General features: G+C 70.1%; 11 protein-coding genes. 3 read left to right on the top strand and 8 right to left on the bottom strand.

Annotated features, from left to right (window positions below; all coding sequences use genetic code 11):
- Positions 1 to 3: 3 nt before the first annotated feature.
- Positions 4 to 1,029: a transposase gene (locus HUW46_RS09600; protein ID WP_215546964.1), complete on the bottom strand. Its 1,026-nt coding sequence runs from the start codon at positions 1,027 to 1,029 to the stop codon at positions 4 to 6.
- A gap of 348 nt (positions 1,030 to 1,377) precedes the next feature.
- Here HUW46_RS09600 and HUW46_RS09605 point away from each other — a divergent pair, with 348 nt between their 5' ends.
- Complete coding sequence (locus HUW46_RS09605) at positions 1,378 to 2,046, top strand: response regulator (RefSeq protein ID WP_254125996.1); 669 nt, start codon at positions 1,378 to 1,380, stop codon at positions 2,044 to 2,046.
- A 362-nt stretch (positions 2,047 to 2,408) separates the two neighbouring features.
- Here the strand turns inward: HUW46_RS09605 and HUW46_RS09610 are convergent, their stop codons facing one another.
- The gene (locus HUW46_RS09610) at positions 2,409 to 2,744 is read right to left on the bottom strand and encodes a hypothetical protein (RefSeq protein WP_215546966.1); all 336 of its coding nucleotides are present in this window, start codon (positions 2,742 to 2,744) and stop codon (positions 2,409 to 2,411) included.
- A gap of 409 nt (positions 2,745 to 3,153) precedes the next feature.
- Positions 3,154 to 4,263 (bottom strand): transposase domain-containing protein, encoded by a 1,110-nt coding sequence (locus tag HUW46_RS09615; RefSeq protein WP_215546967.1) that lies wholly within the window; start codon positions 4,261 to 4,263, stop codon positions 3,154 to 3,156.
- Positions 4,264 to 4,492: 229 nt separating this feature from the next.
- Here HUW46_RS09615 and HUW46_RS09620 point away from each other — a divergent pair, with 229 nt between their 5' ends.
- A complete protein-coding gene (locus tag HUW46_RS09620; protein ID WP_215546968.1) occupies positions 4,493 to 7,363 on the top strand; it encodes a helix-turn-helix transcriptional regulator in 2,871 nt (956 codons plus the stop codon).
- A 42-nt stretch (positions 7,364 to 7,405) separates the two neighbouring features.
- Here HUW46_RS09620 and HUW46_RS09625 read toward each other — a convergent pair whose 3' ends face one another.
- The 3 genes from HUW46_RS09625 to ccrA are packed head-to-tail and all read right to left on the bottom strand — an operon-like array spanning position 7,406 to position 10,654.
- A complete protein-coding gene (locus tag HUW46_RS09625) occupies positions 7,406 to 8,281 on the bottom strand; it encodes a 3-hydroxybutyryl-CoA dehydrogenase (protein WP_215546969.1) in 876 nt (291 codons plus the stop codon).
- Positions 8,278 to 9,294 carry a 3-oxoacyl-ACP synthase III family protein gene (locus HUW46_RS09630; RefSeq protein ID WP_215546970.1) on the bottom strand — a complete coding sequence of 339 codons (1,017 nt, stop codon included), beginning with the start codon at positions 9,292 to 9,294 and terminating at the stop codon, positions 8,278 to 8,280. The genes HUW46_RS09625 and HUW46_RS09630 overlap by 4 nt, the downstream gene beginning before the upstream one ends.
- A 7-nt stretch (positions 9,295 to 9,301) precedes the next feature.
- Positions 9,302 to 10,654, bottom strand: a complete 1,353-nt coding sequence (gene ccrA / locus HUW46_RS09635; RefSeq protein WP_215546971.1) for a crotonyl-CoA carboxylase/reductase — start codon at positions 10,652 to 10,654, stop codon at positions 9,302 to 9,304.
- Between the two features lie 651 nt (positions 10,655 to 11,305).
- Here ccrA and HUW46_RS09640 point away from each other — a divergent pair.
- Complete coding sequence (locus HUW46_RS09640; protein WP_254125997.1) at positions 11,306 to 12,847, top strand: ArnT family glycosyltransferase; 1,542 nt, start codon at positions 11,306 to 11,308, stop codon at positions 12,845 to 12,847.
- A 1-nt stretch (position 12,848) separates the two neighbouring features.
- Here the strand turns inward: HUW46_RS09640 and HUW46_RS09645 are convergent, their stop codons facing one another.
- Together HUW46_RS09645 and HUW46_RS09650 are read right to left on the bottom strand one after the other, a co-directional pair.
- On the bottom strand, positions 12,849 to 13,952 hold the full coding sequence (locus HUW46_RS09645) for a DegT/DnrJ/EryC1/StrS family aminotransferase (RefSeq protein ID WP_215546972.1): 1,104 nt from the start codon (positions 13,950 to 13,952) through the stop codon (positions 12,849 to 12,851).
- Complete coding sequence (locus tag HUW46_RS09650; RefSeq protein ID WP_215546973.1) at positions 13,949 to 14,419, bottom strand: sugar 3,4-ketoisomerase; 471 nt, start codon at positions 14,417 to 14,419, stop codon at positions 13,949 to 13,951. Before HUW46_RS09650 ends, HUW46_RS09645 begins: the two co-directional genes overlap by 4 nt.
- Positions 14,420 to 14,612: the final 193 nt, after the last annotated feature.

Here is a 14,612-nt window from a genome sequence, read left to right on the forward strand (position 1 = left end):
CCCCTACTCGGCGAGGGAATGGCCCACCTCGGGCCAGTCCCGCCCGCCGGGGACGCGGACGCGATCGGTGGCGATCAGGTAGACCGACCGGAGCGTGATCTCCTCGGCCGGCCGCCGGAGCCGCTGCTCGACCTGGTCGACGATGTTGCTGGAATACACCAGCCGCCGCACCGCGCGGTCGAAGCGGAAGGTCGCGGCGATCCGGTCCCAGCAGGCTTCCACCGCGGCCACCAGCGCCGGGTGCACGGCGTCCCAGTCGAGGCGGAGCCCGATCATGCTCCGGCACGCCTGCGCCTCGTCGGCCGCGTCGAAGATGGGGCGGATCGCGGCGAGCGCCGCGGCGCGCTCCGCACGCGGGACGGACCGCATCGTCTTCGTGATCAGCTCGGCGGTCGAGGTGATCACGGTGCCGTCCGGCCACACCGCTTCCACCGCCGCACGGCATTCCTCGTCCTCGGCGCAGCACACCACGAACGCGTTCCGCAGCCCGCGTTCGCGCAGTTCGGCGAGCGCGGCGCGCCAGTCGCAGCCGACCCAGATCCCCAGCACCTGCTCGAGGCCGTCCGCGTCGACCGCGACCGCGAGCCGCACGGTGCGGTCGTCCCCCTCGGCCGCCGCGACGGTCGCCAGGTGCAGCACCGGGTACCCGATGTCCAGCGGACGCGAGCGCCACGCGGCGATCTCGCGCTCCATCAGTTCCGGCGGAAGTGCCTGCTGCCGGGGGAAAGCGGCGCCACCGCCGGTTTCGCCGATCCGCTCCCGGATGAGCCCGCGGGCGCAGCCGACCAGTGCCGTCCGGTCGGTGCGGCTGAGCCGGATCGGGCGGCCTGGCCGCTCGCGCAGCACGCGCGCGGTGGCCGCGTCGGCGATGCGGGCGATCACCGCGCTCGCGTCCGAAGCGGGCAGCGCGGCCGCCGCGGCCAGCATCCGGCCGGTCTCGTCGTCCGCGAGGATCTCCGCCAGCCGCTCGGCGGCCAAGTCCATCGCCGAGCGGTCTGCCGCCGTTCCGTCCGTGTTGACCGTATCCACGCCCCGTTGCGCTTCCCGTTTCGGTGCGGCGACCAGTTCGCCAGCGATGATGGAAATGCGTCCATTCAGTACACATGATTGTGCCATGCCGACACCCGATCCAGCACGCGAACACGGTGCCCTGGCACGATAATCCCGACCCTCCCGGCACTTCTGCCGCCGCGTCCCGGCTACGGAGCGCCGACGAACGGCTACTCTCGTTTCGACTTTGGTCGATGTTCGAACCAGGCTGCCACTGTTACCGTCACCGCGGTAAGCAATTTTCACCACGCGGAATCACCGGCGCGTTCGGAGCAGGACGATCGCAGCCGAATGCGCGCGGGAAGAGCATTCGGGGGACAGCGGCCAGTGAACGAGACCATCTCCGTGCTGATCGTCGACGACGACGCGCTGGTGCGGGCCGGGCTCGCGATGATCCTCGGCGGGGTCGACGACATCAGGGTGGTCGGCGAGGTCGCCGACGGCGCGCACGTCGTCGAGGCGGTCGAGCGGCACCGGCCCGACGTGGTGCTGATGGACATCCGGATGCCGGAGATGGACGGCGTGCAGGCGGCCGAGCTGCTCCACGCGCAGCAGGACGGGCCCGAGGTGATCATCCTGACCACCTTCGACGCGGACGACAACGTGCTGCGCGCGCTGCGGGCCGGGGCGAGCGGATTCCTGCTCAAGGACACCCCGCCCACCGACATCATCAAGGGCATCCGGCTGGCCGCGGCGGGTGATCCGATCCTGGCGCCGCAGGTGATGCGGCGGCTCATCGCCCGCGTCACCCGTGACCCCGCCGATCGCGGCGACAACGAGGCGGCCCACCTGCTGCGCCAGCTCGGCCAGCGCGAGCGCGAGGTGGCGCTCCTGATCGGCAAGGGCAAGTCCAACGCCGAGATCGGCGACGAGCTCTACATGAGCATGGCCAGCGTCAAGGCCCACGTGTCCCGGCTGCTGACCAAGCTGAACCTGCACAACCGGGTGCAGATCGCGCTGATGACGTGCAAGGCACACCTGCCCGAGCGGGAGTGACCGGCCCCTTCGAAAAGGATTAACCCGGCACCCGCGCGAGATATGCGCCAAATCGCACACATTTCGGCGTCTGACCGAAACCCTGGATTCCGCGGTGAAATCCGCTCTCAATACCCGAGAGTCCGCATGTGAACTGCGTCACTACCCTAGACTAAAGTATTAAATAGATAGGATGCACGCCCGGCAGGGGCACCCCTTCGTTTAGCCCGGAGCTAACCGGTGGATACCCCTACGCTTTTGCCGATTCCGTTCCCGAGGGCCCCGATCCGGAAAACCGAAAAGGCCCGGAGATCACTCAGCGTCAGTGATCTCCGGGCCTTTCGCGACAGTGCGTGCGGTTCGCCGGGAACGAGCGGGACCGGCTACTTCCGCCTGCCCAGCGCCTTGGCCTTGGTGTGGGCCCAGCCCGCCAGCAGCACGCCGATGACGATCACGACCACGTAGATGATGACCTTGGGCACCCAGCCACCAGGCACCCAGACGAGCAAAGCCTGCTTTTCGTGATCGATAAGCTGCCCAATGGCACCCTGACCACCGATGATGACGAGCACTGCGCCGATGATCTGCGCGACATCGTACTTCATTGTGCGCCTTTCTTTGCCGGAGAACGTTGCCGGGCCGAAGTGTTTGGCCGCGGCGACTTCGCCGCGCTGAGCCAATTCCGCGAGAACTGCGTTGATGCGGATGGACCATAACACAGCGGTGTTCGGTGGTGCAGATCTGGCGACCTCCGTGCCGGGAGCGCACCGCCGAACCGTACGTACCCAGGGCCCGCGGCGGTGAAACGCCCGCGAGCCGCCGAATTCCCCTAGCGTGTTTCAGAAGCGGCGGAGCCGCTTGAGGTGGGCCGTCAGCTCGCACCGCCGGAGGTTCTGACGTGGTTCCTGGCGAGGACAGCGCCAGCGTGGTGAAGACACTGTCGCGCGCAGCGCGTCCGCCAGGGGTGGTGGTCGGGCTGACGGGAGGGAGGTCATGAGTCGGCGATCCCGGAGCCAGACAGCACAGTGGCGCGCAGCGCCTCCGTGAGGGGCGGTGGTCGGGCTGGCGGGTGGGCCACGTCAGGTTCTCCTACCCGCACCGCCACGCAAACCACGTCCAAAACACCTCCTAGCCGATCGTCGAGATCCGCACGTGGTCCCGCCCTACGGCGGGCGCGGGGCGCACCAGCTTCCGCATCGCCTGGTAGACGCACAGCAAAGCCCACGCCTCGGCGAGCGCCGTGCCCGCGCTCTTCGAGCGCAGCGCCGTACCGGAGGTGCTCGGGCGGAGCCGCACCACCCTGCCGACCTCGCCCGCGGTCCACCGATCCGCGTGGCAGGCAGCCAGCCCGGCCGCGTCCGCGCGCTCCGGGTCGACCAGGCTGGTGACCAGCCGCACGGGGTAGTAGTCGCCGCACGCGCCGTCGAGGCGGTACTCGACCACGCGCACCTCGATACCGCGGTCCGAACCGGGCCAGGCCAGCTCGGAGAGGTAGGTGCCGTCGGGCAGCACGGTGCGGCACGGCAGCGGTGCCGACGGCGGCACCCGCCACAGCAGCTCGGCGCCGGTCGCCCTCGCGGCAGGCCACAGCATGGGCGAAAGCCCGGTCCCGCCGGGGAAATCGGCGACCAGCAGGGTGCGTTCGTCCACCGTCCCCGCCGCGAGCAGGCGCTCCAGCAGCGCCGGGGAGGTCACCTCGGCCGCACCCTCGACTTCGGCGCCGAGCAGCGACAGCGTGCCGCACTCCGCGAGCATCGCCGCACGCAGCTTCGGCGGAGTGCCGAAGACGGCGCCGTTCTCCGGCGAACTCGGCGCGTCGAGCACCATCTCGTCGAAGGCGACCCGGCGAAGCCCGGCGAAAGAGGCTCGCGGATCGTCCCCGGCCGCCTCGCTACCCCGCGCGGTCGCGAGCAACGCCTTCAACGGTTCGTGGCCCACTCGTTTTCGCGCGTTCGTGATCGAGCCGTCCGAAGGCAGCTCGGGCAGCGAGGGCACGCCTCTGGCCCAGTACAGCCCCGATTGGAGCGCGCGAAGTACCGCGACGTACCCGGCCTCCGGCCACAGCCACATGCCGAGCGAGAACATCACCATCAGCTGGGCGGGGAGCTTGCGGTTGCGCTCCTCGCGCACCCCGGCGGCGTCCACCACGGCCTCGACCGTTGCCAGCGGGTACGCCGCGCTGAGCAGGCCGATGGACGCGACGTCCCGGAGGCTGGGTTCGGATAGTGGCTTGCTCACCCGTACAGCATCGCAAATTCTCGCTAATGAAGGACCATCCACGACCGACTGGTTACCGATTGTCCAAATTTCACCAGTCGACGCGTTACTCGTTCACCTGTTAGTTTGAGCGCAGTGATCTTCTGACCGTGACTACGGGTGCTCGGGCGATCGCCACTGGGGATGGTCGAACCTGGGATGACCAGGGCTGGCCGAGCCATGTCTCGGTCATGGGGGAAGGGCACTACCTATGGCATTGGCCGAACGCTCCGCGGAACTGGCCACCTTGACAGCACTGGCAGCCGACGCCGCACGGGGCAAGGGCGGGAACGCCGTCGTGTGCGGCCCGGTGGCCAGCGGCAAAACCGAACTGCTCACCGAATTCGCCGAGCACAGCGTGGAAAACGACGCGCTGCTGCTCACCGCGCTCGGCTCGCCCGCCGAGCGCACCGTCCCCTTCGGGGTGGTCAGCCAGCTCCTGCAGGGCGGCCCGTTCGACGCCGGAACCGGCGCGCGGGTGGCGGAACTGCTCGCCGAGGCCAAGGCGGACGCGGCGGGCTTCGATCCGGAGTCCGAGCGCGTCCCGCAGGTCAGGACGCACGTGGCGGACGAGCTGTGCCAGCTTCTGCTGGGGCTCACTCGATCGTGTTCGATTTCGGTGATCGTCGACGATGTCCAGCACGCGGACGTCCCATCGTTACAGTTCCTCCTGTACCTGGCGAAGCGCTCGCGCTGGGAGCGGCTGGCGGTGCTGCTCGGCGAGACGGACCAGGCGCGCGACGTGAACCCGCTGTTCCACGCCGAGCTGCTCAGGCACTCGCACACGCGGCGCATCCGGCTGGCGCCGTTGAGCGCCGACGGCGTCCGCGAGGTCGTCACCGGCAGGCTCGGCGCCGCGGCGACCGAGCTCGCCACCGCGTTCCACCCGATCACCGGCGGGAACCCGCTGCTGGTGCGGGCGCTGCTGGAGGACCACGGCTCGGCCGCGGGCAGGCCCGCCACCGGCAGGACCGCCTCCCCCGTGGTCGGCAAGGCCTTCACCCGCGCGGTGCTGAGCTGCCTGCACCGCGGCGACCAGCAGTGCCTCGACGTCGCGAACGGCGTGGCGGTGCTGAGCGAGTCCTGTGACCTCGAACTGCTCAGCGAACTGCTCGGCCTCGACACCGCGCTCGTCGGCCACGCGCTGCAGAAACTGGAAGCCGCCGGGCTGCTCGACGCGCTCCGGTTCCGGCACCCCGCGGCGCGGGCAACGGTGCTGCAGGAGCTCGCCCCGGTGACCCGCGCCGCGCTGCACGGCAGGGCGGCCGAACTGCTGCACCACCGCGGGGTCGCGGTGACCACCGTGGCGGAGCAGATCCTCAAGGCCGACGCACTCCGTGCCCCGTGGGCGGTTTCGGCGCTGCGCAAGGCCGCGGACCAGGCACTGCGCAACGACCAGTGCGAGCTCGCCGTCCGCTACCTCGAGCGGTCCATCCGGCTCAGCCGGGTGCGGCGCGACCAGGTGGCGACCCTGGTCAAGCTGACCGACGTGGTGTGGCGGATCAACCCGTCGACCAGCACGCGCCACTTCGCCGAGCTCCTCACCGCGATGCGCGACGGGCTGCTCGACGCCGGGCACGCCCGCTCGCTGCTGGGCCACCTGCTGTGGCACGGCATGGTCGACGACGCGGTCGAAGTGGCCACCCTGATGCAGGAGCAGGTGCCCGCGGGCGACGTGAAGGCCGCGGCCGCGCTGGCCGCCACCCGGCAGTGGCTGTCGGTCTCCTACCCCGCCGTGCTCGGGCGGATGCCGTCGAGCCCGGTGCCCGCGCCGTCGCGGGACGGCCTGCCCGCGGCGCTCGGCGCCGAACCCGGCAGGCGCGCGACGAACGCGCTGAGCACGGTGCTGTCCACCGGTGCCACCGGCGAGGCCGTGACCGACGCGGAGCAGGTGCTGCAGTGCACGCGCCTCGGCGACGCGACCATCGTCCCGGTCGACACCGCGCTGTGCACCCTGATCTACGCCGACCGGCTGGACAAGGCCGCGTCGTGGTGCGATCTGCTGCTGTCCGAGGCCGCCGGGCGCAGGACACCGGGCTGGCGCGCGCTGCTGTGCTCGGTGCGCGCCGAGATCGCCTTCCGCTACGGCGACCTCCGCGGCGCGGAATCGTTCGCCCGCAAGGCTTTCGGCGACATGACGGCGCAGAGCTGGGGCGTGGCGATCGGGCTTCCGCTGGCCAACCTCGTACTGGCCACCACCGCGATGGGCAAGTACGACGAGGCCGCCGCGCTGCTCGACCAGCCGTTGCCGGAGGCGTTGCTGGAGAGCAGGGCCGGGCTGCACTTCCTGTACGCGCGGGGCCAGTACAACCTGGCCACCGACAGGCTGTACGCCGCGCTCGCCGATTTCCACGCCTGCGGTGAGCTGATGGTGGCCTGGCGGATGGACCTGCCCGCGCTGATCCCGTGGCGCTCGGCGCTGGCCGAGGTGTACGGGCGGCTCCGCGAGCCCGAACGTGCCAAGAAGCTGGCCGCCGAACAGCTCGCCCGCTGCGGCAAGCGGCCTTCGCGGACGCGCGGCCTTTCGCTGCGCGCGGTCGCCGCCACCCAGGAGCCCCGCCAGCGGCCGCGGCTGCTCCGCGAGGCGGAGGAGGAGCTGCAGTCCTCCGGCGACCGGCTGGAGCTGGCCAGGGTGCTCAGCGATCTGAGCAGCACGCACCAGTCGCTCGGCGAGCCGAGCCAGGTGCGGCTGATGGCGCGGCGCGCGTGGCACGTGGCCAACGACTGCCACGCGGAACCGTTGTGCCAGAAGGTGATGCCGCACCGCGTCGAGGAACCGGCCGCCGCGGCCGCGTCATCGGCGACGCTGAGCCCCGCCGTGTCGGACAAGGCGAAGGCCCTCACCGAGGCCGAGCTTCGGGTAGCCAACCTGGCCGCGTTCGGGCACACCAACCGCGAGATCGCCGGCAAGCTCTACATCACGGTGAGCACCGTCGAGCAGCACCTCACCCGGATCTACCGGAAGCTGAACGTGAGCCGCCGCAAGGAGTTGCCGACCGGTCTCCAGGTGGAACTGCCGCAGTGCAGGCCGGCCGAGCACGGCAGGCGGCCCGCGGACGAGTACGCGCGGGCACGGGGCTGACGGAGCGCGCCGGGCGGGCTGGCCCGCCCGGCGCGGCCGGTGTCACGAGTAGTCGTAGAAGCCGCGTCCGACCTTCTTGCCGAGCAGACCGGCGTCCACCATGCGCACCAGCAGCGGGGGCGGCGCGTACAGCGGTTCCCGGAACTCGTCGTAGAGCGCCTCGCCGACGGAGACGATGGTGTCCGCGCCGATCAGGTCGATCAGCGCCAGCGGGCCCATCGGATGCGCGCACCCGAGCGTCATGCCCTTGTCGATGTCCTCGGCGGTGGCGAACCCGGACTCCAGCATCCGCACCGCCGCGAGGAGGTACGGCACCAGCAGCGCGTTCACCACGAACCCGGAGCGGTCCTTCGAGCGGATCACCTGCTTGCCCAGCACGCCGGTGACGAAGGATTGGGTCCTGGCAAGGGTTTCCTCGCCGGTCAGCAGCGAGCCGATGACCTCGACCAGCGGCAGCACCGGGGCCGGGTTGAAGAAGTGCAGGCCGAGCACGTGCTCGGCGCGCCCGGTCGCGGTGGCCAGCCGGACGATCGGGATGGACGACGTGATCGACGCGAGCACGGCGTTCTCGACTTCGACCACTTTGTCCAGCGCGGCGAACACTTCGAGCTTCGTCGGCTCGTGCTCGGGCACCGCTTCCAGCACCAGCTCGCGGTCACGCAGGTCCAGCAGCTCGGAGGTGAACGCGAGCCGGTCCAGCGCCGCGTCGCGCTCGGCTTCGGCGAGCTTTCCCTTGCGCACGGCGCCATCCAGCGATTTCCGCACGCGCGCGCGACCCCGGTCGATCGAGGCGGGGCTGGACGCCACCACGATGACGTCGAGACCGGCCCTGACGCAGGTTTCGGCGAATCCGGCGCCCATCACGCCGCAGCCGACGACACCGACCTTCGTGATCTTTTCAACGCTTTCGTCGCTCATCGGACCAGCTCCTTCACCGGGGCCGACCACCGCACGAGGCTCGCCCCGAGCGACATCCCGCCGCCGAAACCGGCCAGCAGCAAGAGATCCCCGTCGCGCAGCGAACCGGAGCGGTGCGCGTCGTCGAGCGCGACCGGGACCGAGGCGCTGCCGATGTTGCCGAACTCCTCGAGCGTCCGGCAGGTGCGGGCGCCGGTCAGCCCGCACCGCTCGACCAGCTCGCCGAGCAGCACACCGTTCGCCTGGTGCGGCACGAAGTGCTGGACGTCCTCGACGCCGAGACCCGCGCGCGCCAGCAGGCCGCGGGTGGCCGGTGGCACGTGCTCCATCACGAAGTCGCGCACGCCCCTGCCGTACATCTTGAAGAAGTGGCCGCCGTCGGCGAGGGTCTCCGCGGAGCTGGGCAGCCTGCTGCCGCCCGCCTCGACCCTGATCAGCTCGTGCGCCTCGCCCTTGGTGGACAGGTCGGTGGCCAGGATCCCGTACGGCGCCTCGACTTCCGCGACGATCGCGGCACCGGCGCCGTCACCGAGCAGCACGGCGGTGCTGCGGTCGTCGAAGTCGAGGATCCGGGAGTACAGGTCGGCACCGATCACCATGACCTTGGTGCCGGGACTGGCCGACACCAGCGTCCTGGCCAGTTCCAGCCCGTAGACGAAACCCGCGCAGACGACGTTGATGTCGAAGCAGGCGGCGCGGTGGGCGCCGATCGCGAGCTGCACGAGGCACGCCGTCGGCGGCTGGGGCGAGTCACCGGTCGAGGTCGACACGATGAGGTAGTCGAGCTGGTCCGCGCTCAGCCCTGCCTGGTCGAGCGCCTCGATGGCGGCCTTGGCCGCCAGGTCCGAGGTCGCCTCGTCCGGCGCGGCGTAGCGGCGGCCGCGGATCAGCGTCTTGCGCTCGATCCACTCCGCGGTGATGTCCGGCACCCTGGCGGCGACCTCGTCGTTGGTCACCTTCCGCTCGGGAAGGTAGGACCCGGTCGCGACGATGCCCGCGGTCTTCTCGGTCATCCCCGCCTCACCGGGCCCCGTCGCCGGAACCGAAGCCGCGCAAGGGGTTCAGCGCTTCCTCGCCGATGCGGGCGCGCAGTTCCGGGTCGGTCACGCCGAGACCGGCTTCGGGGGCGAGGCACAGCACCCCGACCTTGCCGATATGACGATTGGTCTGGACCAGTCGGGCGGCCTCGCCGATATCGGCGAGCGGGTAGAGCTCCGACATCGTCGGCATGACCTTGCCCATCCCGACCAGGCGGTTGAACTCGTACTGCTCCTGCTGGTTCGCGACGTGGCTGCCGATGACGCGCTTGAGCTTCATCCAGAGGTAGCGGTTGTCGAACTGGTGGTGGTAGCCGGTGCTCGAACCGCAGGTGACCACGGTTCCGCCGCGCCGCACCACGAACACGGAGATGCCGAAGGTCGCCTGCCCCACGTGTTCGAACACGATGTGCGGGTCCTCGCCGACCTCCTTGCGGATGATCGCGCCGAGCCGCTTGCCGATCTCGATCACCTGGCGCGGATCGCCGCTGACGTCGTCGTGCAGGCCGAACTCGGTGCGGTTGATCACCACGTCGCACCCGAGCCGCCGTGCCGCCTCGGCCTTGCTCTCCGAGCCGACGATGCCGACCGGGATGCCGCCGCCGTTCTTGACCAGCTGCGCCGCGTAGGCGCCGAGGCCACCGGTCGCGCCCCAGATCAGCACGACGTCGCCCTGCTTGATGCGGGCGCCCTTGTCGCTGACCAGCATCCGGTAGGCGGTGCCGCCGCACAACGTGTTGCAGGCGGCCTCTTCCCAGGTGAGGTGCGCTGGCTTCGGCACGAGCTGGTTGGTCCGCACCACGGTGAAATGGGCGAGGCCGCCGAAGTTGGTCTCGAAGCCCCACGCGCGCTGCTCGGCGCCGAGCATGCCGTCGGCCTGCGTGGCCGCTTCCTGGTCGTCGACGTAGGCGGGGCTCAGCACGACCCGGTCACCGACGCGCCAGTGCCGCACCCCGGCGCCGGTCCGCACGATCACGCCCGCGCCGTCGGATCCGACGACCTGGTACGGCTGGTCATGCCGGGTCGCCCAGCCGCCCTGCTTTGCGAACTGCTTGAGGAACTTGAAGGTCGACAGCGGTTCGAACATCGCCGACCAGACGGTGTTGTAGTTGACGGCGCTGGCCATCACGGCGACCAGCACCTCGTCGGGTGCCAGCTCCGGCATGGGCACCGAGCCGACGCGCAGCGACTTGCGCACGTCCTTGTCGGCCACGCCGGCGAACATGTCCTCGTCCTCCACCCGGATGTGGGCGGCCGTGTACTCGGTGGGTAACTCGAGGCGTTCCAGCTCGGCACCCGGCATCCCCCCGGAGAGTGCCTCAACGAATGAGGTCATCGACGCTCGTCCCTTTCTCTCGCCCGCCGTCACGCCAAGGTCACCCGGCACATTCCGGCCGTGCTCCGGTTGTGTCTTCTCGAAAAACGCACCATCCGAAAACACGCGAGCCGGCACAGCGAATCTCCAGGCACCATGGACGTGCGTGCGCGCCGCGCCACTCCGGCGGACACCGCGATCGGCGTCCCCCCGCCAGATTCCCGACGTTCCCCAGCCGAACCCTGCCAGCCCCACCAGGCACCGACAACCCCTTCGAACCCCCATACCCCAGCACCGGAATCCGCGCGGTAGGGGTTACCGCGATTAGCACTTTCCGCGGATTTCCCGGGCGAATTCCACGGCGCGACGGGACCGATCCGGAGTGTCCGGCACACCCCGACCGGGTCACAGACCTTCGACTACCGAGCGCGATCGAACCTCGACGAAAGTCTAAAGATTCGCTCCGTTCGTTTTCCCCGCCGAAGGCGCCACTCACCGGCGCTTCGCTCGCAGCGACGCCCTGAACTGGGTTTTTCCCTGAATTTCGACCTGAGTAGACCCCCGTTCTCTCGGCCACAATCCCGATCCACCCGATCGCGCAGAGTGTTTGCCGGAGCCGCGGCGCGGGCAGTATCCAGGTCAGGAGACGCACCGCAGATCGAGGAGATCCCCGTGACCGCCACACTCGGCACCACCCCCGTGCGCACCGATCCGGCACCACCCGCCCTTCCCGCACTCGCCCGAGGCCCGGTCTGGACCCTCGCCGGCGCACTCGGCATGGTGCTGCTGCTGACGAGCGGCCACTACGGCTACTTCGGGGACGAGCTCTACTACCTCTCCGCGGGCAAGCACCTCGCCTGGGGCTACGCCGACCAGCCGCCACTGGTGCCACTGCTGGCGAGCCTGATGGACAGCCTGTTCCCCGGCCAGGTCGCCGGGTTCCGGCTGCCCGCCACCGTCATCACCGCGCTCGGCACGGTCGTGGTGGCGCTGCTCGCCCGCGAGTTCGGCGGCGGCCGCAGGGCGCAGGTGCTCGCCGCGGCCACCTACACCGTTTCCCTCGGCACGCTGTGGACCGGTCACCTGCTCACCACGCCCACCCTGGACGTGGTGCTGTGGGCGGTGATCGTGCTGCTCGTGGTGCGCTGGGTGCGGCTCGACCGCGCCGGTGTCCGCGCCGATCGGCTGCTGCTCTGGGCCGGGCTGGTCACCGCGGTCGACTTGCAGGTCAAGTACCTGGTCCCGGTGCTTTGGATCGGGCTCGCGGTCGGCATGCTCGCGGTCGGCCCACGCCGGATGCTCACCAGGCCGCTCCTGTGGGCGGGCGCCGCGATCACCGTGGTCACGATCATCCCGGCGATGCTGTGGCAGGCCGCGAACGGCTGGCCGCAGCTCGAAATGACCGACCAGATCTCGCACGAGATCAGCGGTGGCACCGGATTCGCGGGCAAGCTGGTCAACGCACCGGTCATCCTGCTGTGGGCCGGGGTGCTGGTCGGCACCGTGCTGCTCGGTTACGGCTGCTGGCGGCTGCTGCGCTCCCCCGCTCTCCGCCCGTACCGCTTCCTCGCCATCGCGGCGCTGGTCGTGGTCGTGGTCTTCGTCGTCTCCGGCGGCAGGCCCTACTACAGCGCGGGCATCTTCGCCCCGCTGTGGGCCGCGGCCGCGGTGGAGATCGAACAGGGCGAGCCCGCGAAGTGGTGGCGCTGGGTCACCACCTGGCCGGTTTTCGCGGTGTCCGGGCTGCTCGCCGCGGCGCTGACCCTGCCGGTGCTGCCCGCGTCGACGGTGAGCCCGACCGACGAGTTCCTGAGCAAACCGGGCAGCGTCGGCTGGCCGGAACTGGCGGGCGACGTCGCGTCGGTCTACCGCGGCCTCCCGCCGGACGAGCGCCGGAAGGCAATCCTGATCGGCGAAGACTACTGGCAGGCGAGCGCGCTCGAACACTACGGCGAGCCGCTCGGGCTCCCCGCCGCGTACAGCCCGAATCGCGGGTTCTGGTACTTCGGCGCGCCGCCGGACGACAAGACCGTGGCGCTCTACGTCACCGCGTTCCCCCAAGCGCTGCCCGCATTGTTCGACAACGTGCGGAAGGCCGCGACGATCGACAACCCGAACGGCGTGCCGACGAGCAACAACGGCGTTTCGGTCTACGTCGTGTCCGGGCCGAAGGTCCCGTGGTCGACGCTGTGGCCGCACCTGCGCCGGATGTGAGTCAGCCGAGGCAGCCGCGCACCGCGGAAACCACCGCGTCGACGGCTTCGTCGGACAGCTGCGGTCCCATCGGCAGGCTGAGCACCCGCGAGGCCAGCCGTTCGGCGATCGGCAGGCTCCCGGCGGGCCAGCCCGCGTCGGCGTAGGCGCCAGAGCGGTGCACGGCGACCGGGTAGTGGATGAGGGTGCCGACACCGGCTTCGTCGAGCGCGTCGCGCAGCCGTTCGCGCTGCGCGGCGCGCACGACGAACAGGTGCCACACGTGTTCGGCCCACGGCTCGACCTTGGGCAGCACCAGCCCCGGCAGGCCGTCGAACTCGTCCTGGTAGCGCTTGGCGACCGCGGCGCGCCGCGCGTTCCAGTCGTCGAGATGGGGCAGCTTCGCCCGCAGGACGGCGGCCTGCAGCTCGTCGAGCCGGGAGTTGGTCGCCTTGATCTCGTGCTGGTACTTGACCTTCGAGCCGTAGTTGCGCAGCAGGCGCAGCCGGTCGGCGAGGTCGTCGTCCGAGGTGACCACCGCTCCGCCGTCGCCGAGCGCGCCGAGGTTCTTCCCGGGGTAGAAGCTGAACGACGCGGCCAGCGAGCCGGTGCCGACGCGGTTGCCGCGGTAGCGGGCGCCGTGGGCCTGCGCGGCGTCCTCGAGCACCGGAATGCCGTGCGCCGCAGCGATTTCGGCGATCCGGTCGAGATCCGCTGGCTGCCCGTAGAGGTGCACCGGCATGATCGCCTTGGTGCGCGGGGTGATCGCGGCGGCGATCAGCTCGGGGTCGAGGGTGAAGGTGTCCTCGTCCGGCTCGACCGGCACCGGTACCGCGCCCGCCGCCGAGATCGCCAGCCAGCTCGCGATGAACGTGTGCGAAGGAACGATCACTTCGTCTCCGTCGCCGATGCCGAGCGCGCGCAGGCTCAGTTCGAGCGCGTCGCACCCGCTGCCGACCGCGACGCAGTGCGCCGCGCCGCAGTATTCGGCGAACTCCGCTTCGAAGCCTTCCAGTTCCGGGCCGAGCAGGTACCGGCCGGAGGACAGCACCCGATGGCAGGCCGCGTCGATTTCTTCGCGCAGCGCGAGGTATCCGGCGTGCAAATCGAGGAATGGCACCTTCACGCGAGGCTCCGTGCGTCGTTGAGGAAATCGGCGTAGTCGCGGTAGTAGTCGGCCTCGTCGTAATGACTCGACGCGAGTACCACGCCGACGGCACCTTCGGAGAAGTTGATCAGATCCCGCCAGACCATCGGCCCGATGTACAACCCGCGCGACGGGTGGTCGAGGCTGAAGCTCTGCTTGTTCTTGCCGTCGTCGACGATCACTTCGAACCGGCCGTGCACCGCGATGACCAGCTGCTGCAGGTTCCGGTGCCCGTGCGCGCCGCGGACGGTGGCCACCGGAAGGCCGTAGAGGTAGTAGACCCGTTCGATGTCGAAGTCGATGTCCTTGCCCGTTTCCACCACGGAAAGGCTGCCCCGCGGATCGGAAAACTCGTTGAGCTGAACTATCCGGCAGGGCCGGACCCTGCCCACGGTGAACTCCCCGGTCTCCGCGGCGAACTCGTCGTCTTCACGCTTCGCGCCCATGTTCTCCGCACCTCTCTAAGGGGTATTGGCCGCACATCGACGCTCATGGCGCATACCACCGATAGTGCGCACGAGGGGAATGGTGAGCAGGTCTGTCATTCGGAATCCGGAGGGCAATATGCTCGACCCAGCCAATCTATTTCGCCGACCCCCCGGACCGTCCACCCCTACCCGCCCCTATTCGCACCCGCTC

It is taken from the genome of Amycolatopsis sp. CA-230715 (assembly GCF_018736145.1).
Lineage (GTDB): Bacteria > Actinomycetota > Actinomycetes > Mycobacteriales > Pseudonocardiaceae > Amycolatopsis.